General features: G+C 57.2%; 29 protein-coding genes. 2 read left to right on the top strand and 27 right to left on the bottom strand.

The window, feature by feature from the left end; genetic code table 11:
• Positions 1-144 precede the first annotated feature (144 nt).
• Positions 145-831 carry an OmpW/AlkL family protein gene (locus HCI85_RS18990; RefSeq protein WP_160089348.1) on the top strand — a complete coding sequence of 229 codons (687 nt, stop codon included), beginning with the start codon at positions 145-147 and terminating at the stop codon, positions 829-831.
• Between the two features lie 55 nt (positions 832-886).
• On the opposite strand, the gene HCI85_RS18985 is transcribed toward HCI85_RS18990, so the two are convergent.
• The 4 genes from HCI85_RS18985 to HCI85_RS18970 are packed head-to-tail and all read right to left on the bottom strand — an operon-like array spanning position 887 to position 4,618.
• On the bottom strand, positions 887-1,822 hold the full coding sequence (locus HCI85_RS18985) for an NAD-dependent epimerase/dehydratase family protein (protein WP_160089350.1): 936 nt from the start codon (positions 1,820-1,822) through the stop codon (positions 887-889).
• Entirely contained in the window at positions 1,815-2,699 is an 885-nt protein-coding gene (locus HCI85_RS18980; protein WP_167147125.1) for a sugar nucleotide-binding protein, read from the bottom strand. Before HCI85_RS18980 ends, HCI85_RS18985 begins: the two co-directional genes overlap by 8 nt.
• A 21-nt stretch (positions 2,700-2,720) precedes the next feature.
• Positions 2,721-3,212, bottom strand: coding sequence for a single-stranded DNA-binding protein (locus HCI85_RS18975; protein WP_160089354.1), 492 nt, complete (start codon positions 3,210-3,212; stop codon positions 2,721-2,723).
• Between the two features lie 17 nt (positions 3,213-3,229).
• Positions 3,230-4,618 carry an MFS transporter gene (locus HCI85_RS18970; RefSeq protein WP_167147122.1) on the bottom strand — a complete coding sequence of 463 codons (1,389 nt, stop codon included), beginning with the start codon at positions 4,616-4,618 and terminating at the stop codon, positions 3,230-3,232.
• A 134-nt stretch (positions 4,619-4,752) separates the two neighbouring features.
• On the opposite strand from HCI85_RS18970, the gene uvrA reads away from it, so the two are divergent.
• Positions 4,753-7,587, top strand: a complete 2,835-nt coding sequence (gene uvrA / locus HCI85_RS18965) for an excinuclease ABC subunit UvrA (RefSeq protein ID WP_090255822.1) — start codon at positions 4,753-4,755, stop codon at positions 7,585-7,587.
• Positions 7,588-7,644: 57 nt separating this feature from the next.
• Here the strand turns inward: uvrA and bfr are convergent, their stop codons facing one another.
• The 23 genes from bfr to rplV all read right to left on the bottom strand — a co-directional run bounded on the left by bfr (position 7,645) and on the right by rplV (position 18,864).
• Entirely contained in the window at positions 7,645-8,109 is a 465-nt protein-coding gene (gene bfr / locus HCI85_RS18960) for a bacterioferritin (RefSeq protein WP_167147119.1), read from the bottom strand.
• A gap of 161 nt (positions 8,110-8,270) precedes the next feature.
• Positions 8,271-8,657 (bottom strand): 50S ribosomal protein L17, encoded by a 387-nt coding sequence (gene rplQ / locus HCI85_RS18955; RefSeq protein ID WP_069519894.1) that lies wholly within the window; start codon positions 8,655-8,657, stop codon positions 8,271-8,273.
• 42 nt (positions 8,658-8,699) lie between these two features.
• Positions 8,700-9,701: a DNA-directed RNA polymerase subunit alpha gene (locus tag HCI85_RS18950; protein WP_090255780.1), complete on the bottom strand. Its 1,002-nt coding sequence runs from the start codon at positions 9,699-9,701 to the stop codon at positions 8,700-8,702.
• Positions 9,702-9,723: 22 nt separating this feature from the next.
• Positions 9,724-10,344, bottom strand: a complete 621-nt coding sequence (gene rpsD, locus HCI85_RS18945) for a 30S ribosomal protein S4 (RefSeq protein WP_090255783.1) — start codon at positions 10,342-10,344, stop codon at positions 9,724-9,726.
• Between the two features lie 17 nt (positions 10,345-10,361).
• Positions 10,362-10,751 carry a 30S ribosomal protein S11 gene (gene rpsK, locus HCI85_RS18940; protein ID WP_013789773.1) on the bottom strand — a complete coding sequence of 130 codons (390 nt, stop codon included), beginning with the start codon at positions 10,749-10,751 and terminating at the stop codon, positions 10,362-10,364.
• Positions 10,752-10,781: 30 nt separating this feature from the next.
• The gene (rpsM, locus tag HCI85_RS18935) at positions 10,782-11,138 is read right to left on the bottom strand and encodes a 30S ribosomal protein S13 (RefSeq protein ID WP_090255786.1); all 357 of its coding nucleotides are present in this window, start codon (positions 11,136-11,138) and stop codon (positions 10,782-10,784) included.
• Between the two features lie 131 nt (positions 11,139-11,269).
• On the bottom strand, positions 11,270-11,386 hold the full coding sequence (gene rpmJ, locus HCI85_RS18930) for a 50S ribosomal protein L36 (RefSeq protein ID WP_002555468.1): 117 nt from the start codon (positions 11,384-11,386) through the stop codon (positions 11,270-11,272).
• 26 nt (positions 11,387-11,412) lie between these two features.
• A complete protein-coding gene (gene secY, locus HCI85_RS18925; RefSeq protein ID WP_090255788.1) occupies positions 11,413-12,741 on the bottom strand; it encodes a preprotein translocase subunit SecY in 1,329 nt (442 codons plus the stop codon).
• On the bottom strand, positions 12,742-13,176 hold the full coding sequence (gene rplO / locus HCI85_RS18920; protein ID WP_090243121.1) for a 50S ribosomal protein L15: 435 nt from the start codon (positions 13,174-13,176) through the stop codon (positions 12,742-12,744). It lies immediately after the preceding gene.
• A gap of 3 nt (positions 13,177-13,179) precedes the next feature.
• Entirely contained in the window at positions 13,180-13,359 is a 180-nt protein-coding gene (gene rpmD, locus HCI85_RS18915; RefSeq protein ID WP_079204534.1) for a 50S ribosomal protein L30, read from the bottom strand.
• 2 nt (positions 13,360-13,361) lie between these two features.
• Positions 13,362-13,862, bottom strand: a complete 501-nt coding sequence (rpsE, locus tag HCI85_RS18910; protein ID WP_090255789.1) for a 30S ribosomal protein S5 — start codon at positions 13,860-13,862, stop codon at positions 13,362-13,364.
• A gap of 3 nt (positions 13,863-13,865) precedes the next feature.
• Positions 13,866-14,216, bottom strand: coding sequence for a 50S ribosomal protein L18 (gene rplR / locus HCI85_RS18905; protein WP_003293038.1), 351 nt, complete (start codon positions 14,214-14,216; stop codon positions 13,866-13,868).
• A gap of 10 nt (positions 14,217-14,226) precedes the next feature.
• On the bottom strand, positions 14,227-14,760 hold the full coding sequence (gene rplF, locus HCI85_RS18900) for a 50S ribosomal protein L6 (protein WP_160089362.1): 534 nt from the start codon (positions 14,758-14,760) through the stop codon (positions 14,227-14,229).
• A 12-nt stretch (positions 14,761-14,772) separates the two neighbouring features.
• A complete protein-coding gene (gene rpsH / locus HCI85_RS18895; protein WP_069519903.1) occupies positions 14,773-15,165 on the bottom strand; it encodes a 30S ribosomal protein S8 in 393 nt (130 codons plus the stop codon).
• Between the two features lie 183 nt (positions 15,166-15,348).
• Positions 15,349-15,654: a 30S ribosomal protein S14 gene (gene rpsN, locus HCI85_RS18890; RefSeq protein WP_090255793.1), complete on the bottom strand. Its 306-nt coding sequence runs from the start codon at positions 15,652-15,654 to the stop codon at positions 15,349-15,351.
• Between the two features lie 13 nt (positions 15,655-15,667).
• The gene (gene rplE / locus HCI85_RS18885) at positions 15,668-16,207 is read right to left on the bottom strand and encodes a 50S ribosomal protein L5 (protein WP_090255796.1); all 540 of its coding nucleotides are present in this window, start codon (positions 16,205-16,207) and stop codon (positions 15,668-15,670) included.
• Positions 16,208-16,227: 20 nt separating this feature from the next.
• On the bottom strand, positions 16,228-16,542 hold the full coding sequence (gene rplX / locus HCI85_RS18880) for a 50S ribosomal protein L24 (protein ID WP_167147115.1): 315 nt from the start codon (positions 16,540-16,542) through the stop codon (positions 16,228-16,230).
• Positions 16,543-16,553: 11 nt separating this feature from the next.
• Positions 16,554-16,922 carry a 50S ribosomal protein L14 gene (gene rplN, locus HCI85_RS18875; protein ID WP_003281831.1) on the bottom strand — a complete coding sequence of 123 codons (369 nt, stop codon included), beginning with the start codon at positions 16,920-16,922 and terminating at the stop codon, positions 16,554-16,556.
• Between the two features lie 23 nt (positions 16,923-16,945).
• Positions 16,946-17,212: a 30S ribosomal protein S17 gene (rpsQ, locus tag HCI85_RS18870; RefSeq protein ID WP_090255823.1), complete on the bottom strand. Its 267-nt coding sequence runs from the start codon at positions 17,210-17,212 to the stop codon at positions 16,946-16,948.
• Between the two features lie 2 nt (positions 17,213-17,214).
• Entirely contained in the window at positions 17,215-17,406 is a 192-nt protein-coding gene (rpmC, locus tag HCI85_RS18865; protein WP_002555481.1) for a 50S ribosomal protein L29, read from the bottom strand.
• Positions 17,406-17,819, bottom strand: coding sequence for a 50S ribosomal protein L16 (rplP, locus tag HCI85_RS18860; RefSeq protein ID WP_090255798.1), 414 nt, complete (start codon positions 17,817-17,819; stop codon positions 17,406-17,408). The genes rpmC and rplP overlap by 1 nt, the downstream gene beginning before the upstream one ends.
• Positions 17,820-17,831: 12 nt before the next feature.
• On the bottom strand, positions 17,832-18,518 hold the full coding sequence (gene rpsC / locus HCI85_RS18855) for a 30S ribosomal protein S3 (protein WP_069519907.1): 687 nt from the start codon (positions 18,516-18,518) through the stop codon (positions 17,832-17,834).
• A gap of 13 nt (positions 18,519-18,531) precedes the next feature.
• Positions 18,532-18,864, bottom strand: coding sequence for a 50S ribosomal protein L22 (gene rplV / locus HCI85_RS18850; RefSeq protein WP_003210077.1), 333 nt, complete (start codon positions 18,862-18,864; stop codon positions 18,532-18,534).
• Between the last annotated feature and the right edge of the window lie 8 nt (positions 18,865-18,872).

Genomic DNA, 18,872 nt, shown 5'->3' with positions numbered 1-18,872 from the left:
ATATTATTTGCGACACACTCGCAAACGAAACCCTACATAATTAGATAGCCAGCTACTTTTATTGAGCTGGATCAACAGTCGTTTTTTTCGCGCCCCTAACATCGTACTCAGCCAATACGAACCGATGCTTTATGGGAGCACACCATGCGTACCTCACTGTTTACCGCTTCACTGCTGGCCCTTGCTATCGCCGCCCCACTGGCGCACGCGCACCAAGCTGGCGACATCATCGTGCGGGCCGGCGCCATCACGGTTGACCCACAGGAAAGCAGCAGTGACATCTGGGTCGGCGCACTCGGCACTGACGTAGCCGGCACCAAAGCGACCCTGGACAGCGACACCCAGCTGGGCCTGAACTTCGCTTATATGCTGACCAACAACATCGGCATCGAGCTGCTGGCGGCCACCCCGTTCAGCCATAACGTCGGCGTAAAAGGCATGCCCGGCGGCTTTGCCGGCTTGAACGGCAATCTCGGTGAACTGAAGCACCTGCCGCCGACCCTGAGCGTGGTGTATTACCCACTGGATTCCAGTTCGGCATTCCAGCCCTATGTAGGCGCAGGCATCAACTACACGTGGTTCTTTGACACCAAACTGAGCAGCGAAGCAGAAGGTAAAGGCTTCAGCGGCCTGGACATGAAAGATTCCTGGGGCCTGGCCGCGCAGGTGGGCATGGACTACATGCTGACTGACAACATCATGCTCAACGCCCAAGTGCGTTATATCGACATCGAAACCACTGGCACCACCAACTTTGGCGGCAGCAAGGTTAAAGTCGATGTAGACGTAGACCCGTTCGTTTACATGGTCGGCCTGGGCTATAAGTTCTAAGCCATCAGCCATAAAAAACCGGCCATCAAGGCCGGTTTTTTATGGAAAAGTGCATTCATCCTTGAGCCAGCAAACGCCGCAGGCCTTCACCGATAGGCGTGGCTGCGGGCAGCTGGTACTGCGCCTGCAAGCGCCGGTTATCCGCACGCGAGTGGCGAATATCACCCGCGCGCGGCGCCTGATACTGCACATCAGGCAAACCACCACACAGCCCACCGATCTGCGCCAGCAGCTGATTCAGACTGACAGCCTGATTCCAGCCAACGTTCACCGCCCCCTCCACCGCCTGCGACGCAGTCAGCGCTTGAGTCAGCAGCACAACCAGGTCCTCGACATAGAAAAAGTCGCGGGTCTGCTCACCATCGCCGAATACGCTGATCGGCAAGCCCTGCTGGACGCGCTGGGTGAAGATGCTGATCACCCCGGAGTACGGCGAAGACGGATCCTGACGCGGCCCGAAGATATTAAAGAAACGAAAAATCGCTGGTTCGAGGCCATGCTGGCGACGATAGAAATCCAAGTAATGCTCACTGGCCAGCTTGTCAGCGGCATAAGGCGTCAGCGGAGCCTTCGCCGTGGCTTCATCAATAGCCTGGCCTTCACCATTGTTGCCATACACCGCTGCACTGGAAGCAAACAGCACACGCTTGACGCCATGCAGGCGCATCGCCTCACAGACATTCAGCGTGCCGACAAAATTGCTCTGGTGCGTCGCCACCGGATCATCCACTGAGGCCTGCACCGAGGCCACTGCAGCCAGGTGCGCCACTGCCTCACATCCGGCCACCGCCTGCGCGACCACTGCAGCATCGGCCACATCGCCCTCGATAAACTGCAACTGCGGATTATCCAACGGCAGATTGGTCAGCTTGCCCATCGACAGGTTGTCCAGCACCCGGACGCTGTAGCCCCGAGCCAGCAACGCATCGACCAGGTGCGAACCGATAAAGCCAGCACCACCAGTAACCAAAACAGAACGTGAGTCAGACATGGCGATAATAACGATCCAGTAGGCTCGGCAGCCCCGAGCGCCAGGCTCGCGGTTTGATGCCGAAGGTGTGAAGGATTTTCTTGCAGGACAGCACCGCATGTTGCGGCTCTTCGGCGGCATCCGGCCGCGCGCTGTGCGCCTGCGGCCCCACGTCCTCAACCAGATTGCTGCGGAAGTGGCGCGCCTCACTGAGCACCGCCTGGCCCAGCGCCAGCGAGGTGGTCGCCTCATGCCCACCGTAGTGGTATGTGCCCCACAGCGGTGTCTGGCAATCCAGCTGCTTGAGCACCGCGAGAATCACCCGGGCTGCGTCATCGATTGGCGTCGGATTACCGCGTCGATCATCGGCCAGTAGCAAAGGTTCATCATGCGCAGCACGGGTCAGAAAGCGCCCGAGCAGGCCATTGGCACTGTCATCCAGCAGCCAGCCAAAGCGCAATAGCACATGCCGCGGACAGGTGGCACGCACGCGCTGCTCGAAGCGCCACAGCGCCTGGCCACGGATACCCAGCGGTGCCGGCTCTTCCCGCTCGCTGTAGGCAGTCGCCCGCGAGCCATCGAAGACGCGATAACTGGAAGGTTGCAGCAGACGGATCTGATGATGCTGACAGAGCTCGGCCAGACGCTCAACGGAACGCTCCTGGGCAGCCAACTGCGCCTCGCTGACCACTTCCGCCTGGAACCAGTCGAAGTAGTAAGCAAGGTTGATCAGGGCATCGGGGCGGGTGTCATCCAGCAACTGAGTGAGGCTGGCGGGGTCCCAGCCTGACTCCGGCGGTTTGGGGGCGAGAAAGCCAATGTCTTCCTCGGCGCCAAGGCGAATCAACGCCTGCCCCAGCGCATTACCGCCACCTAGCAGCATCAGCCGCATACGCATGATCGGCGTTAACTCAGCAGATCAGAACGGGATATCGTCATCGAAACTGTCAAAATCCGCTGCGGGCTGAGGTGCCTGCTGTGGCGCGGGGCGCGGGGCCGACTGCTGCTCGCGCTGCGGTGCAGGGCGCTGCTGACGTGGAGCCGAGTCACCACCACCGGCGTTGTCCGGACGGCCGCCCAGCAGCTGCATGGTGCCCTGCATGTCGACAATGATTTCAGTGGTGTAGCGCTTAACGCCATCTTTTTCCCACTCGCGGGTCTGCAACTTACCTTCGATGTACACCTGCGAACCTTTGCGCAGGTATTCACCGGCGATCTCGGCAACTTTGCCGAACAGAGACACACGGTGCCATTCGGTTTTTTCGACTTTCTGACCGGTCTGTTTGTCGGTCCACTGCTCGCTGGTTGCCAGGCTCAGGTTGGTGACCGCGTTGCCGCTCGGCAGGTAGCGGGTTTCCGGGTCCTGTCCGCAGGTACCGACCAGAATGACTTTGTTAACCCCACGGGCCATAACGTTCTCCTAGGCTTTCAGCACGCCACCGGCGCCGGCTCTATGAGGCGCTCAAGGGACGTGCGGTCCAATTGTTGGGTATCCACTTTGATATAGATGGCCGCTTCGTCGCGCACCACTACGGCATCCGCCACTCCGGGCACAGCCTGTAAACGCTCGACCAACCCCGCCTCTTGCAAAGCCGCAGCTGAAAGCGGCAGACGCAGGCTGGTGACATACGGCGGTTCGCGCATAGTAACAGCAAAGGCCAGCCAAAAAAGAGCCAGCAGGGCACAGCCCGCAAACACACCCGACAGGCTGTAGTGCTGATACAACCAGCCACCCAAGATGCCGCCGAGGGCCGCGCCGAGGAACTGACTGGTGGAATACACCCCCATCGCCGTACCTTTGCCGCCCGCAGGGGCCACTTTGCTAATCAGCGACGGCAACGAAGCTTCCAGTAGGTTGAACGCGGTGAAGAACACCACCGTGCCGAGCACCAGAGCGCGTAGATTGGTGCCAAACCACCAGAAGAACAGTTCACATAACAGCAGCACCGTCACCGCGCCAAGCAGCACATGCTTCATCCGGCGTTTCTTCTCACCGTAGATGATGAAGGGCACCATGCCGAAGAAGCCCACTAGCAGCGCGGTCAGGTAGACCCACCAGTGCTCGTCCTTGGCCAGGCCGCCCTGCTCTACCAGCGCCAACGGCAAGGCGATAAAGCTGGCCATTAGAATCGCGTGTAGCACCAGAATGCCGAAATCCAAACGCAACAAGTCGGCGTGCTTGAGCGTAGGTAGCAACGCCTGCGTGCTTACACCCGACTCACGGTGCTGCAACGGCCCTGCGGAACGCGGCACCAGCCCGGCGACAATCAGAATACCGAGCAGCGCCATGGCGGCGGTGGCGAGAAACAGTCCGGACAGCCCGAACGCACGCGTCAGCAGAGGTCCGACCACCATAGCCACGGCAAACGACAGACCGATACTCATGCCGATCATCGCCATGGCCTTTGTGCGATGTTGTTCACGAGTCAAATCGGACAGCAGCGCCATCACCGCAGCAGAAATCGCCCCAGCACCCTGCAGAATGCGCCCGGCAATCACCCCATAAATCGAATCAGCATTGGCTGCCAACAAGCTGCCCGCGGCAAAGATCAGCAGGCCAACATAGATCACCGGCCGTCGGCCGATGCGGTCACTGAGCATGCCAAAGGGGATTTGCAGAAACGCCTGGGTCAAACCGTAGGCGCCTATCGCCAGGCCGATCAGCGCCGGTGTACTGCCCTGCAACTCCATGCCGTAGGTCGCCAGTACCGGCAGCACCATAAACATACCGAGCATGCGGAACGCGAACACCAACGCCAGGCCACCGGCCGCGCGGGTTTCACTGCCGCTCATGCGCTCGTTGTGCGGATCGTGCATGGAAAACGCCCTGTCGAAATAGGCGGCGATTCTAGCAGCACCAATGGTTACGGCACAGCAGTGACGCTTTGCCGCGCCTACCTTCGGGCCCGTATACTCGGTGGTTTTCCGCCCGCCATGCGAGGCCGTTGTTTGTGGACAAGATTCTGATTCGGGGTGCGCGCACCCACAACCTGAAAAACATCGACCTGACCCTGCCGCGCGACAAGCTGATCGTGATCACCGGCCTGTCCGGCTCTGGTAAGTCGTCCCTGGCCTTCGACACCCTCTACGCCGAGGGTCAGCGTCGCTATGTCGAGTCGCTGTCGGCCTATGCCCGGCAGTTCCTGTCGATGATGGAAAAGCCCGATGTCGACACCATCGAAGGGCTGTCGCCGGCCATCTCCATCGAGCAGAAATCCACCTCGCACAACCCGCGCTCGACCGTGGGCACCATCACCGAGATCTACGACTACCTGCGCCTGCTCTACGCCCGCGCCGGTATTCCACGATGCCCGGACCATGATCTGCCACTGGAAGCGCAAACCGTCAGCCAGATGGTCGACCAGGTGCTGGCCCTGCCCGAAGGCAGCAAGCTGATGCTGCTGGCCCCGGTGATCCGCGAACGCAAAGGCGAACACCTGGCAGTCTTTGATGAGCTGCGCGCCCAGGGTTTCGTCCGCGTGCGGGTCAATGGCAAGATTTACGAGCTGGACGAACTGCCGAAGCTCGATAAGCAGAAGAAGCACAGCATCGATGCAGTGGTTGACCGCTTCAAGGCGCGCGGCGACCTGCAGCAACGCCTGGCCGAATCCTTCGAGACCGCGCTGAAGCTGGCCGACGGCCTGGCACTGATCGCCCCGATGGAAGGTGAAGAAGGCGAAGAAATCATCTTCTCCGCCCGCTTTGCCTGCCCGGTGTGCGGCCACTCGATCAGCGAGTTGGAGCCTAAGCTGTTCTCCTTCAACAACCCGGCCGGCGCCTGCCCGACCTGCGACGGCCTGGGCGTTAAGCAATTCTTTGACACCAAGCGCCTGGTCAATGGCGAACTGACCCTGGCTGAGGGCGCGATCCGCGGCTGGGACCGGCGCAACGTCTATTACTTCCAGATGCTCGGCTCCTTGGCTGCGCATTACGGCTTCAGCCTGGAAGTGCCATTCGATGAGCTCAGCGCCGAACACCAGAAGTGCATCCTGTTCGGCAGCGGCACGCAGAACGTCGACTTCAAATACCTCAACGACCGTGGCGATATCGTCAAGCGCTCGCACCCCTTCGAAGGCATCGTGCCGAACCTGGAGCGGCGTTACCGCGAAACCGAATCCACCAGCGTGCGCGAGGAACTGGCCAAGTTTCTCAGCACCCAGGCCTGCCAGGATTGCCGCGGTACACGCCTGCGCCGTGAGGCGCGGCATGTGTGGGTCGGCGAGAAAACCCTGCCGGCGGTCAGCGGCATGCCGATTGGCGACGCCACCGAGTATTTCGGCAGCCTGGCGCTCCCCGGCCGCCGTGGCGAAATCGCCGAGAAGATCCTCAAGGAAATCCGCGAGCGCCTACAGTTTCTGGTCAATGTCGGCCTCGACTACCTGACCCTGGACCGCAGCGCCGACACCCTGTCCGGCGGGGAAGCGCAGCGTATTCGTCTGGCCAGTCAGATCGGCGCCGGCCTAGTGGGCGTCATGTACATCCTCGACGAACCGAGCATCGGCCTGCATCAACGCGACAACGAGCGCCTGCTCGGCACCCTGCGCCACCTGCGCGATATCGGTAACACGGTGATTGTGGTCGAGCACGACGAAGACGCCATTCGCATGGCCGACTACGTGGTGGATATCGGTCCAGGTGCCGGCGTGCACGGCGGGCAGATCGTCGCACAGGGCACCGCAGCTGAAGTTATGGCCCATCCGGACTCGCTGACCGGTAAATACCTGTCCGGCCGAGTGAAGATCAAAGTGCCAGCCAAGCGCACGCCACGGGACAAGAAGCTCTCGCTGAAGATCAAGGGCGCTCGCGGCAACAACCTGCGCAACGTCGACCTGGAAATACCGATCGGTCTGCTCACCTGCGTCACCGGGGTGTCCGGCTCTGGCAAATCGACGCTGATCAACAACACCCTGTTTCCGCTCAGCGCCACGGCGCTGAATGGCGCCACCACACTAGAAGCCGCCGCCCACGACAGCATCGACGGCCTGCAGCATCTGGACAAGGTGGTGGATATCGACCAGAGCCCGATCGGCCGTACGCCGCGCTCCAATCCGGCGACCTACACCGGTTTGTTTACGCCGATCCGCGAGCTGTTCGCCGGCGTGCCTGAATCGCGCTCACGCGGTTACGGCCCGGGGCGCTTCAGCTTCAACGTCAAAGGTGGGCGCTGCGAAGCCTGCCAAGGCGATGGCCTGATCAAGGTGGAAATGCATTTCCTGCCGGACATCTACGTGCCCTGCGACGTGTGTAAGAGCAAGCGCTACAACCGCGAAACCCTGGAAGTGAAGTACAAGGGCAAGAGCATCACCGAAGTGCTGGATATGACCATCGAGGAAGCGCGGGTGTTCTTCGATGCCGTACCGGCCCTGGCGCGCAAGCTGCAGACGCTGATGGATGTCGGCCTGTCCTACATCAAGCTGGGGCAGAGCGCGACGACGCTGTCCGGCGGCGAGGCGCAGCGGGTCAAGCTAAGCCGTGAGCTGAGCAAGCGCGACACCGGCAAGACCCTGTACATCCTTGATGAGCCGACCACTGGCCTGCACTTTGCCGATATCCAACAACTGCTTGACGTGCTGCACCGCCTGCGCGACCACGGCAATACCGTGGTGGTGATTGAGCACAACCTGGACGTGATCAAGACCGCCGACTGGCTGGTAGATCTCGGCCCGGAGGGTGGCTCAAAAGGCGGCCAGATCATCGCCGTCGGCACGCCCGAAGAAGTCGCTGAGATGCCGCAGTCGCACACTGGCTACTTCCTCAAACCGCTGCTGGAGCGTGATCGCGACTAAGCCCGTGCACAACAAAAAGCCCCGCACATGCGGGGCTTTTTATTGGCTGCAGAAATTTTACATCTGCGTCTGCAGGTAATTCTCCAGGCCAATTCGGTCGATCAACTTTAGCTGAACCTCCAGCCAATAGGCGTGATCCTCTTCGGTATCTTTGAGCTGAACCAAAAGAATATCGCGGGTTTGGTAATCCTGATGCTGCTCGCACAGGGCGATGCCTTTGCTCAGCGCCGTACGCACATGGTACTCAAGGGCGAGGTCCAGCTTGAGCATCTCCGGAACGCTCTGCCCGAAGCGGAAGCTGTCCGGAACCATGTCCGGCGTGCCCTCGAGAAACAGAATGCGTTTGAGGATGGCATCGGCGTGCTGAGTCTCCTCTTCCATTTCATGGTTGATCCGCTCATACAACTTGCTGAACCCCCAATCCTCATAGAGGCGCGAATGCACGAAGTACTGATCCCGGGCCGCCAGCTCACCCTTGAGCAGCATCTTCAGGTAATCGATAACTTCAATATGGCCTTTCATGGATATTTTCCTTAGGACGCCACAAACATAGGCTAATGCTGGCCGCCGAACGCTAACGGGTCAAGCACAGCGCATGCGACCCAGATGAACATGCTACTGCGGGGCATTTTCCAGCCATAAAAAAACCGGGCCAAGGCCCGGTTTTTCGAACAACCTACGACTTACTCAGCGTCTACAGCTGCACCAGCGACCGGACGGTCAACCAGTTCAACATAAGCCATTGGAGCATTGTCGCCAGTGCGGAAACCGCACTTGAGGATACGCAGGTAACCGCCCTGACGGGTGGCGTAGCGCTTGCCCAAGTCGTTGAACAGCTTGCCGACGATGGCTTTCGAACGAGTACGATCGAAAGCCAGACGACGATTGGCAACGCTGTCTTCTTTAGCCAGAGTAATCAGCGGCTCGGCAACGCGACGCAGCTCTTTGGCTTTCGGCAGAGTAGTTTTGATCAGCTCATGCTCGAACAGCGATACCGCCATGTTCTGGAACATGGCCTTGCGGTGTGCGCTGGTGCGGCTGAGGTGACGGCCACTTTTACGATGACGCATGGTTCAATTCCTTACCAAACTCACGTTCGGTGATGATGACGATCAGGCAGTCGCCTTATCGTCTTTCTTCAGACTTGCCGGCGGCCAGTTGTCGAGGCGCATACCGAGGGACAGACCGCGAGAAGCCAGAACATCCTTGATTTCAGTCAGGGATTTCTTGCCCAGGTTCGGCGTTTTCAACAGTTCTACTTCGGTGCGCTGAATCAGATCGCCGATGTAGTAAATGTTCTCTGCTTTGAGGCAGTTAGCCGAACGTACAGTCAGTTCCAGGTCATCAACCGGACGGAGGAGGATCGGATCGATCTCATCTTCCTGCTCGATAACAACAGGCTCACTGTCACCTTTGAGGTCGACGAACGCAGCCAACTGCTGTTGCAGAATGGTTGCAGCGCGGCGGATAGCCTCTTCAGGGTCCAGAGTACCGTTGGTCTCCAGGTCAATAACCAGTTTGTCCAGGTTAGTACGCTGCTCAACACGAGCGTTTTCCACCACGTACGACACACGGCGTACCGGGCTGAACGAAGCATCCAGCTGCAAGCGACCAATGCTGCGGCTTTCATCTTCATCGCTCTGACGAGCATCAGCCGGCTCATAGCCGCGACCACGAGCTATGGTGAGCTTCATGTTCAGCGCGCCAGTGGAAGCCAGGTTGGCGATTACGTGGTCGCCATTGACGATTTCGACATCGTGATCCAGCTGAATATCGGCAGCGGTAACTACGCCCGAGCCCTTCTTCGCCAGAGTCAACGTCACTTCGTCACGACCGTGCAGTTTGACAGCCAGACCTTTCAGGTTGAGCAGGATTTCAATGACGTCTTCCTGAACACCTTCGATGGCGCTGTACTCATGGAGTACACCGTCAATCTCGGCCTCGACTACTGCACAGCCAGGCATGGAGGACAACAGGATGCGACGCAGCGCGTTGCCCAGCGTATGGCCAAAACCACGCTCGAGAGGCTCGAGAGTGATCTTGGCGCGGGTCGAACTGACCACCTGCACATCAATGTGACGGGGGGTCAGGAACTCATTTACCGAAATCTGCATGGATGCACCTATTTTCTAGCCCTTACTTGGAGTAGAGCTCGACAATCAGGCTTTCGTTGATGTCAGCGGAGAGATCACTGCGCGCCGGGACGTTTTTGAACACGCCAGACTTCTTCTCAGTGTCTACTTCTACCCATTCAACGCGGCCACGCTGGGCACACAGCTCAAGAGCTTGAACAATGCGCAGCTGATTCTTCGATTTCTCGCGAACTGCAACAACGTCACCAGCTTTAACCTGGTAGGACGGTACGTTGACAGTTTTACCGTTTACGCTGATCGCCTTGTGCGATACCAGCTGACGGGATTCAGCGCGAGTTGCGCCGTAGCCCATGCGGTAAACCACGTTATCCAGGCGGCACTCGAGCAGTTGCAGCAGGTTCTCACCAGTAGCGCCTTTCTTGCCGGCAGCTTCTTTGTAATAACCGCTGAATTGACGCTCAAGCACACCGTAGATACGACGAACTTTTTGCTTCTCACGCAGCTGGGTGCCGTAGTCGGACTGACGGCCACGGCGCTGACCGTGAATACCTGGGGCTGCTTCGATGTTGCACTTCGATTCCAGAGCGCGTACACCGCTTTTCAGGAAAAGATCTGTGCCTTCACGACGAGACAGTTTGCATTTGGGACCAATGTAACGAGCCATTTCTCACTGTCTCCTGATTACACGCGACGCTTCTTCGAAGGACGGCACCCGTTATGCGGGATTGGCGTCACATCGGTGATGCTGGCGATCTTATAGCCGCAGCCGTTCAAAGCACGGACAGCGGACTCACGACCCGGACCTGGGCCCTTGACGTTAACGTCGAGGTTCTTCAGACCGTATTCCAGCGCAGCTTGACCAGCACGCTCAGCAGCCACCTGGGCAGCGAACGGGGTGCTTTTACGCGAACCGCGGAAACCCGAACCACCAGAGGTAGCCCAAGACAGAGCGTTGCCCTGACGGTCAGTAATGGTCACGATTGTGTTGTTGAAAGAAGCGTGGATGTGGGCGATGCCATCAACCACCGTCTTTTTGACTTTCTTACGAGTACGAGCAGCAGGTTTTGCCATGACTAGATTCCTGTCGATGCGCGAATGCGATTACTTGCGGATCGGCTTACGCGGGCCCTTACGGGTACGCGCGTTGGTCTTGGTACGCTGACCGCGAGCCGGCAGACCACGACGATGACGCAGGCCGCGGTAGCAACCCAGGTCCATCAAGCGCTTGATTTTCATGTTCACTTCACGACGCAGGTCGCCTTCGGTATTCACCTTGGCTACTTCGCCACGCAGCTGCTCGATCTGCTCGTCAGAGAGATCTTTGATCTTTGCAGCCGGATTAACGCCGGCGGCAGCACAGACTTTCTGTGCAGTAGTACGACCAACACCATAGATGTAGGTCAACGAGATAACAGTGTGCTTGTTATCCGGAATGTTAACGCCTGCAATACGGGCCATTCAGTGGAACTCCAATTGACAGCTACCTACGCCCCGGAAGCCAAGAAATAGGGCGCGAGATATTAGCGCTGTAGAAACAAATAATCAACCCGGCAGCGCACTAGCTGCCGGGCTTGTAACTTCACTCACACTCAGCCTTGGCGCTGTTTGTGACGCGGCTCCGCGCTGCAAATGACGCGAACAACACCTTCGCGACGGATAATCTTGCAGTTACGGCACAGCTTTTTCACCGATGCACGAACTTTCATCACCAACTCCTCGAACCTTATGGACTTCAGCGCAGCATGCCGCTGCCGTAGCCCTTCAGGTTGGCTTTCTTCATCAGGGATTCGTACTGGTGCGAAACGAGGTGCGATTGTACTTGCGACATAAAGTCCATAACAACCACGACCACGATCAGCAACGAGGTCCCGCCAAGATAGAACGGTACGTTGGCAGCCACCACCAGGAACTGGGGCAACAAGCATACGGCCGTCATGTACAGAGCACCGAACATGGTCAAGCGAGTCAACACGCCATCGATATAGCGCGCCGATTGCTCACCGGGACGGATACCCGGAATAAAGGCACCGGACTTCTTCAGGTTCTCCGCTACGTCTTTCGGGTTGAACATCAACGCTGTATAGAAGAAGCAGAAGAAAACGATCCCTGCACTAAACAGCAAAATGTTCAACGGCTGACCAGGAGCGATAGCCTGTGAAATATCCTGCAGCCAGCCCATACCTTCAGACTGACCAAACCAGGCACCCAGCGAAGCCGGGAATAACAGAAGGCTGCTGGCGAAAATAGCTGGGATAACGCCCGCCATGTTCACCTTCAACGGCAAGTGGCTAGTCTGCGCAGCGAAGACCTTACGGCCCTGCTGACGCTTGGCGTAGTGCACCGCAATGCGACGCTGACCACGCTCAATGAACACCACGAAACCGATAATCGCTACTGCCAGCAAACCGATGGCAATCAGAGCAAAGATATTGATATCACCCTGACGAGCAGACTCGAAAGACTGCCCAATCGCCGACGGCAGACCGGCCACGATGCCTGCAAAAATCAGCATCGAAATACCGTTGCCAACACCACGCTCAGTGATTTGCTCGCCCAGCCACATCATGAACATTGCACCCGCCACAAAAGTGGTGACCGCAACGAAGTGGAAGCCGAAATCGACTGTAAACGCTACGCCCTGACTGGCCAGGCCGACGGACATGCCGACTGCTTGGACAATAGCCAGGACGAGGGTGCCGTAGCGGGTGTACTGGCTAATCTTGCGACGGCCAGCTTCACCTTCCTTCTTCAACTGCTCCAGCTGCGGGCTAACAGCGGTCATGAGCTGCATGATGATCGACGCCGAAATGTACGGCATGATCCCCAGTGCAAAAATGCTCATGCGCTCCAGCGCGCCGCCGGAAAACATGTTGAACAAGCTAAGAATGGTCCCCTCATTCTGTCGAAACAGGTCCGCTAGCCGGTCCGGATTGATACCTGGAACTGGGATGTGTGCACCTATCCGATAGACGATGATCGCCATGAACAGAAAGCGCAAACGAGCCCAGAGTTCGGACAACCCGCCATTGCTGAGCGCTGAGAGAGCACCTTGCTTAGCCATTTATTCCTCGAACTTACCGCCAGCTGCTTCGATAGCCGCGCGCGCACCTTTGGTGACGGCGATACCTTTAAGGGTGACTGCCTGAGTAACTTCGCCGGACAGCATGACTTTCACACGCTGTACGTTTTGGTTGATCAGGTTGGCATCCTTCAGCGACTGCAGAGTAACAATGCCGCCTTCGATTTTATTCAGCTCGGAAGTACGCACTTGTGCGCGATCCATAGCCTTCAAAGAAACGAAACCGAACTTAGGCAGACGGCGGTGCAGAGGCTGCTGGCCGCCTTCGAAACCCGGAGCAATGGTGCCACCGGAGCGGGAGGTTTGACCTTTGTGGCCGCGGCCACCAGTCTTACCCAAACCGCTACCGATACCACGGCCCGGACGGTGCTTCTCGCGACGGGAACCCGGCGCAGGACTCAAATCGTTCAGGTACATGTATTAACCCTCGACTCGCAGCATGTAGTAAGCCTTGTTGATCATCCCGCGATTCTCGGGAGTATCCAGCACTTCTACGGTGTGACCGATGCGACGCAGACCCAGACCCTTAACGCAGAGCTTATGGTTAGGGATGCGGCCGGTCATGCTTTTGATCAGCGTGACTTTTACGGTATTAGCCATGATTAGAGAATCTCCTCGACGCTCTTGCCACGCTTAGCCGCAACAGAACCTGGCGACTGCATAGCTTTCAAACCTTTGAAAGTGGCGTACACCACGTTCACTGGGTTAGTCGAGCCGTAGCACTTAGCCAGAACGTTCTGCACGCCAGCCACTTCCAGAACGGCACGCATAGCGCCGCCGGCGATGATGCCGGTACCTTCAGAAGCAGGCTGCATATACACCTTGGAGGCGCCATGAGCAGACTTCATTGCGTACTGCAGAGTGGTGCCGTTCAGATCAACCTGGATCATGTTGCGACGAGCAGCTTCCATCGCTTTCTGGATGGCAGCAGGCACTTCACGGGATTTACCACGGCCGAAACCGACGCGACCCTTACCATCACCAACCACGGTCAACGCGGTGAAAGTGAAGATACGGCCACCCTTAACGGTCTTGGCAACGCGGTTAACCTGTACCAGCTTCTCGATATAGCCTTCGTCGCGCTTTTGGTCGTTATTTGCCATAACTTAGAACTCCAGCCCGCCTTCACGAGCAGCATCAGCCAGCGCCTTGACGCGGCCGTGGTACTTGAAGCCAGAACGGTCGAATGCAACCTGAGTTACACCAGCGGCTTTCGCACGCTCGGCAACCAGTTCGCCAACTTTCTTGGCCGCGTCGACGTTGCCAGTGGCGCCGTCACGCAGTGCTTTGTCCAAGGTAGAGGCGCTGGCCAGAACCTTGCTGCCGTCGGCCGAAATGACCTGGGCATAGATGTGCTGCGAAGAGCGATACACGCAGAGACGCACGGCTTCGAGCTCGTGCATTTTCAGGCGTGCTTTGCGAGCGCGACGCAGTCGAGTAACTTTTTTGTCGGTCATTTGCTATGCCCTACTTCTTCTTGGCTTCTTTACGGCGGACGACTTCGTCAGCGTAACGAACACCTTTGCCCTTATAAGGTTCAGGACGACGGAAGTCACGAATCTCCGCAGCGACCTGACCAACCAGTTGTTTGTCGACACCCTTGATCAGGATCTCGGTCTGGTTCGGGGTTTCAGCAACTACACCGTCCGGCAACTCATAGTCGATCGGATGGGAGAAGCCGAGAGCGAGGTTCAGCACCTGACCTTTGGCTTGCGCTTTGTAACCAACACCAACCAGCTGCAGCTTACGCTCGAAGCCAGTGCTAACACCGATCACCATATTGTTGACCAGGGCGCGAGTGGTACCGGCCATTGCACGAGTCTGCTGATCACCATTGCGAGCAGCGAAACGCAGCTCACCGGCTTCTTGCAGAACTTCAACGGACGAGTGAACGTTCAGTTCGAGAGTGCCCTTGGCACCCTTTACCGAAAGCTGTTGGCCGGCGAGTTTGATCTCAACACCAGCGGGCAGCTTTACGGGGTTCTTAGCAACGCGAGACATGCTTATCCCCCCTTAGAACACTGTGCAAAGCACTTCGCCGCCGACACCGGCAGCGCGCGCAGCGCGGTCCGTCATCACACCCTTGTTGGTGGAGACGATGGATACACCGAGACCGCCACGAACTTTCGGCAGATCATCGACGGATTTGTATTGGCGAAGGCCTGGACGGCTAACGCGCTTAACTTCTTCGATAACCGGACGGCCTTCGAAGTATTTCAGCTCGATGGACAGCTGCGGCTTAACTTCACCGCTGATCTGATAACCCGCAATATAACCTTCGTCTTTCAAAACTTTGGCTACAGCCACCTTCAACGTGGAAGACGGCATGCTTACGACGGACTTTTCAGCCATCTGGGCATTACGGATACGAGTTAGCATGTCCGCTAACGGGTCCTGCATACTCATGGGCTAGACGCTCCTGATACAAAAAGAATTAGCCTTGCGGCTACAGTCGCTGAGAATTCTGAGAAAAATTGAACCCAGGCTCAGGCGAGCCGAGCATTCTAGAGACTGATCAAAAATGAATCAAGCCCCAAAGGGGCCTGATTCACAGATAAGACAAAGCCGGCACAAGGCCGGCTTTGTTTTTTACCAGCTGGCTTTAACCAGACCTGGTACATCACCACGCATTGCAGCTTCACGCAGCTTGATACGCGACAGACCGAACTTGCGATAAACGCCGTGCGGACGACCGGTAATGCGGCAGCGATTACGCAGGCGCGAAGCGCTGGCGTCACGCGGCTGCTTCTGCAGCGCTACTTGTGCTGCCCAACGCGCTTCTGGACTGGCGTTCAGATCGGCGATGGTAGCTTTCAGCTCGGCACGCTTCTTAGCGTACTTGGCTACCGTTTGCTGACGCTTCAGCTCGCGGTTTTTCATGCTGGTTTTGGCCATGATCCAACTCCAATCAGTTGCGGAACGGGAATTTGAAAGCACGCAGCAAGGCGCGACCTTCATCATCCGTACGAGCAGTGGTGGTCAGGGTAATGTCCAGACCACGCAGAGCATCGATCTTGTCGTAGTCGATTTCCGGGAAGATGATCTGCTCTTTCACGCCCATGCTGTAGTTGCCACGACCATCGAAGGACTTGGCATTCAGGCCGCGGAAGTCACGCACGCGCGGCAGGGAGATGGACAGCAGACGATCCAGGAACTCGTACATACGCTCACGGCGCAGAGTTACTTTAACGCCGATCGGCCAGCCCTCACGAACCTTGAAGCCTGCAATCGACTTACGGGCATGAGTCACAACGACTTTCTGACCGGTAATCTTTTCCAGGTCGGCAACAGCGTGCTCGATGATTTTCTTGTCACCGATTGCTTCGCCCAGGCCCATGTTAAGGGTGATCTTGGTGATACGCGGAACTTCCATCACGTTGGCAAGCTTAAGTTCTTCCTTAAGCTTGGGAGCGATTTCTTTCCGATAAATCTCTTTTAGTCGTGCCATGGTCTTCTACCTAGCAGTGTTCAAGCATCAACCGCTTTTTGGGTCGACTTGAAGACACGAATTTTTTTACCTTCTTCTACTTTGAAACCAACGCGATCAGCCTTGTTGGTTTCGCCATTGAAGATGGCCACGTTAGAAGCGTGCATTGGCGCTTCTTTCTCGACGATACCGCCCTGAACGCCCGACATCGGGTTCGGCTTGGTATGGCGCTTCACCAGGTTGATCCCACCAACGACCAAACGGTCGTCAGCGAGAACCTTGAGCACCTTGCCACGCTTACCTTTGTCTTTACCGGCGATCACGATGATCTCGTCGTCACGACGAATCTTTTGCATGTCGGATCTCCTTAGAGCACTTCAGGGGCGAGCGAGACGATCTTCATGAACTTCTCAGTACGAAGTTCACGAGTCACTGGCCCAAAAATACGAGTGCCAATTGGCTCTTGCTTGTTGTTCAGCAGAACAGCAGCGTTGCCATCAAAGCGAATGATCGAGCCATCAGGGCGACGAACGCCGTGACGAGTGCGGACTACAACAGCAGTCATCACTTGGCCTTTCTTCACTTTACCGCGCGGAATTGCTTCCTTAACGGTGACTTTGATGATGTCGCCGATGCCAGCATAACGGCGGTGCGAACCGCCCAGCACCTTGATACACATAACGCGACGAGCACCGCTGTTGTCAGCGACGTCGAGCATGGATTGAGTCTGAATCATATAATTTCTCCGACCCTTAGCCCTTAGACGTCCACTGCGCGTTCGAGGATCTCAACCAGCGCCCAAGACTTAGTCTTGGCAACGGGACGAGTTTCGCGAATGGAAACTTTGTCACCGATCTTGCTCTGGTTGGTTTCGTCGTGTGCGTGCAGCTTGGTCGAACGCTTGACATATTTGCCGTAGATCGGGTGCTTAACGCGACGCTCGATCAATACGGTGATGGTCTTGTCCATCTTGTCGCTGACGACACGGCCGGTCAGCGTACGGACTGTTTTTTCGGCTTCAGCCATGATCACTTACCTGCCTGCTGGTTGAGCACAGTTTTCACACGAGCGATGTCGCGCTTAACTTGCGAGAGCAGGTGAGACTGCCCCAACTGGCCAGTTGCTTTCTGCATACGCAGATTGAACTGGTCGCGCAGCAGGCCGAGCAGTTGCTCGTTCAGCTGCTGTGCTGATTTTTCACGAAGTTCATTCGCCTTCATCACATCACCGTCCGCTTAACAAAAGTGGTGGCGAGTGGCAGCTTTGCAGCAGCCAGGGCGAAAGCCTCACGCGCCAACTCTTCGGAAACGCCTTCGATCTCATACAGGACTTTGCCTGGCTGGATCTGGGCTACCCAATATTCAACGCTACCCTTCCCTTTACCCATCCGCACTTCAAGAGGCTTCTTGGAGATCGGCTTGTCCGGGAAAACGCGAATCCAGATTTTCCCGCCACGCTTAACGTGACGAGTCAGAGCACGACGAGCGGACTCAATCTGACGGGCGGTGAGACGACCGCGGGCAACAGACTTCAGAGCAAATTCGCCGAAGCTGACTTTGCTACCGCGCTGAGCCAGACCACGGTTGTGGCCGGTCATCTGCTTACGGAACTTCGTACGCTTTGGTTGCAACATTTTGCGTACTCCTTACTTAGCAGCTTTTTTACGAGGCGCAGGCGCTTGGGGTTTCAGTTCTTCTTTAAGGCCACCAATCACTTCGCCTTTGAAGATCCAAACCTTGACACCGATCACACCGTAAGTGGTGTGCGCTTCGTACGTGGCATAGTCGATATCGGCACGCAGGGTGTGCAACGGCACACGACCTTCGCGATACCATTCGGTACGTGCAATTTCAGCACCGCCGAGACGACCGCTCACTTGGATTTTGATGCCCTTGGCACCAATGCGCATGGCGTTCTGTACAGCGCGTTTCATAGCGCGACGGAACATCACACGACGCTCCAGCTGCTGAGCTACGCTCTGCGCAACCAGCATACCGTCGAGCTCCGGCTTGCGGATCTCTTCGATATTGATGTGCACAGGCACACCCATTTGCTTGGTCAGGTCCTGACGCAGCTTCTCAACATCTTCACCTTTCTTACCGATAACGATACCGGGACGAGCGGTGTGGATGGTGATACGTGCGGTTTGAGCCGGGCGAGCAATGTCGATACGGCTTACGGACGCGCTTTTTAGTTTGTCTTGGAGATACTCACGCACCTTCAGATCAGCGAACAAATAGTCCGCATAAGTCCGACCGCTGGCGTACCAGACGGAGGTGTGCTCCTTGACGATTCCCAGGCGAATGCCAATGGGATGTACTTTCTGACCCATCTGATCGACTCCGTTACTTGTCCGCAACCTTGACAGTGATATGGCAAGACCGCTTGACGATGCGATCAGCGCGGCCTTTGGCACGCGGCATGATGCGCTTCAGCGAACGCCCTTCGTTGACGAAAACGGTGCTGACCTTCAAGTCATCAACATCTGCGCCTTCGTTGTGCTCGGCGTTGGCTACAGCCGACTCCAGCACTTTCTTGATGATCTCGGCGGCTTTCTTACTGCTGAAAGCCAGGAGGTTGAGCGCTTCGCCCACCTTCTTCCCACGAATCTGGTCAGCGACCAAGCGGGCTTTTTGGGCGGAGATGCGAGCGCCCGACAACTTAGCGGCTACTTCCATTTCCTAAC

Source organism: Pseudomonas sp. OTU750018, assembly GCF_011636575.1.
GTDB classification, from domain to species: Bacteria; Pseudomonadota; Gammaproteobacteria; order Pseudomonadales; family Pseudomonadaceae; genus Aquipseudomonas; species Aquipseudomonas peli.
This window is presented reverse-complemented; position numbering and strand designations above follow the sequence as displayed.

Excerpts from the sequence above, each read along its gene's own strand:
- bfr (WP_167147119.1), bottom strand. The coding sequence starts at position 8,109 with ATGAAAGGCCATATTGAAGTTATCGATTACCTGAAGATGCTGCTCAAG.
- HCI85_RS18980 (WP_167147125.1), bottom strand. The coding sequence starts at position 2,699 with ATGCGTATGCGGCTGATGCTGCTAGGTGGCGGTAATGCGCTGGGGCAG.
- rpsK (WP_013789773.1), bottom strand. The coding sequence starts at position 10,751 with ATGGCAAAACCTGCTGCTCGTACTCGTAAGAAAGTCAAAAAGACGGTG.
- rplV (WP_003210077.1), bottom strand. The coding sequence starts at position 18,864 with ATGGAAGTAGCCGCTAAGTTGTCGGGCGCTCGCATCTCCGCCCAAAAA.
- HCI85_RS18985 (WP_160089350.1), bottom strand. The coding sequence starts at position 1,822 with ATGTCTGACTCACGTTCTGTTTTGGTTACTGGTGGTGCTGGCTTTATC.
- HCI85_RS18970 (WP_167147122.1), bottom strand. The coding sequence starts at position 4,618 with ATGCACGATCCGCACAACGAGCGCATGAGCGGCAGTGAAACCCGCGCG.
- rplX (WP_167147115.1), bottom strand. The coding sequence starts at position 16,542 with ATGCAAAAGATTCGTCGTGACGACGAGATCATCGTGATCGCCGGTAAA.
- HCI85_RS18990 (WP_160089348.1), top strand. The coding sequence starts at position 145 with ATGCGTACCTCACTGTTTACCGCTTCACTGCTGGCCCTTGCTATCGCC.
- rplE (WP_090255796.1), bottom strand. The coding sequence starts at position 16,207 with ATGGCACGACTAAAAGAGATTTATCGGAAAGAAATCGCTCCCAAGCTT.
- rpsN (WP_090255793.1), bottom strand. The coding sequence starts at position 15,654 with ATGGCCAAAACCAGCATGAAAAACCGCGAGCTGAAGCGTCAGCAAACG.
- rplP (WP_090255798.1), bottom strand. The coding sequence starts at position 17,819 with ATGTTGCAACCAAAGCGTACGAAGTTCCGTAAGCAGATGACCGGCCAC.
- rplF (WP_160089362.1), bottom strand. The coding sequence starts at position 14,760 with ATGTCTCGCGTTGCTAAGAACCCCGTAAAGCTGCCCGCTGGTGTTGAG.
- rpsD (WP_090255783.1), bottom strand. The coding sequence starts at position 10,344 with ATGGCTCGTTACATTGGTCCCAAATGCAAACTGTCTCGTCGTGAAGGC.
- rpmJ (WP_002555468.1), bottom strand. The coding sequence starts at position 11,386 with ATGAAAGTTCGTGCATCGGTGAAAAAGCTGTGCCGTAACTGCAAGATT.
- HCI85_RS18975 (WP_160089354.1), bottom strand. The coding sequence starts at position 3,212 with ATGGCCCGTGGGGTTAACAAAGTCATTCTGGTCGGTACCTGCGGACAG.
- secY (WP_090255788.1), bottom strand. The coding sequence starts at position 12,741 with ATGGCTAAGCAAGGTGCTCTCTCAGCGCTCAGCAATGGCGGGTTGTCC.
- rplR (WP_003293038.1), bottom strand. The coding sequence starts at position 14,216 with ATGACCGACAAAAAAGTTACTCGACTGCGTCGCGCTCGCAAAGCACGC.
- rpmD (WP_079204534.1), bottom strand. The coding sequence starts at position 13,359 with ATGGCTAATACCGTAAAAGTCACGCTGATCAAAAGCATGACCGGCCGC.
- rpsC (WP_069519907.1), bottom strand. The coding sequence starts at position 18,518 with ATGGGTCAGAAAGTACATCCCATTGGCATTCGCCTGGGAATCGTCAAG.
- rplO (WP_090243121.1), bottom strand. The coding sequence starts at position 13,176 with ATGTACCTGAACGATTTGAGTCCTGCGCCGGGTTCCCGTCGCGAGAAG.
- rpmC (WP_002555481.1), bottom strand. The coding sequence starts at position 17,406 with ATGAAGGCGAATGAACTTCGTGAAAAATCAGCACAGCAGCTGAACGAG.
- rplN (WP_003281831.1), bottom strand. The coding sequence starts at position 16,922 with ATGATTCAGACTCAATCCATGCTCGACGTCGCTGACAACAGCGGTGCT.
- rpsM (WP_090255786.1), bottom strand. The coding sequence starts at position 11,138 with ATGGCCCGTATTGCAGGCGTTAACATTCCGGATAACAAGCACACTGTT.
- rpsE (WP_090255789.1), bottom strand. The coding sequence starts at position 13,862 with ATGGCAAATAACGACCAAAAGCGCGACGAAGGCTATATCGAGAAGCTG.
- HCI85_RS18950 (WP_090255780.1), bottom strand. The coding sequence starts at position 9,701 with ATGCAGATTTCGGTAAATGAGTTCCTGACCCCCCGTCACATTGATGTG.
- rpsQ (WP_090255823.1), bottom strand. The coding sequence starts at position 17,212 with ATGGCTGAAGCCGAAAAAACAGTCCGTACGCTGACCGGCCGTGTCGTC.
- rplQ (WP_069519894.1), bottom strand. The coding sequence starts at position 8,657 with ATGCGTCATCGTAAAAGTGGCCGTCACCTCAGCCGCACCAGCGCACAC.
- rpsH (WP_069519903.1), bottom strand. The coding sequence starts at position 15,165 with ATGAGTATGCAGGACCCGTTAGCGGACATGCTAACTCGTATCCGTAAT.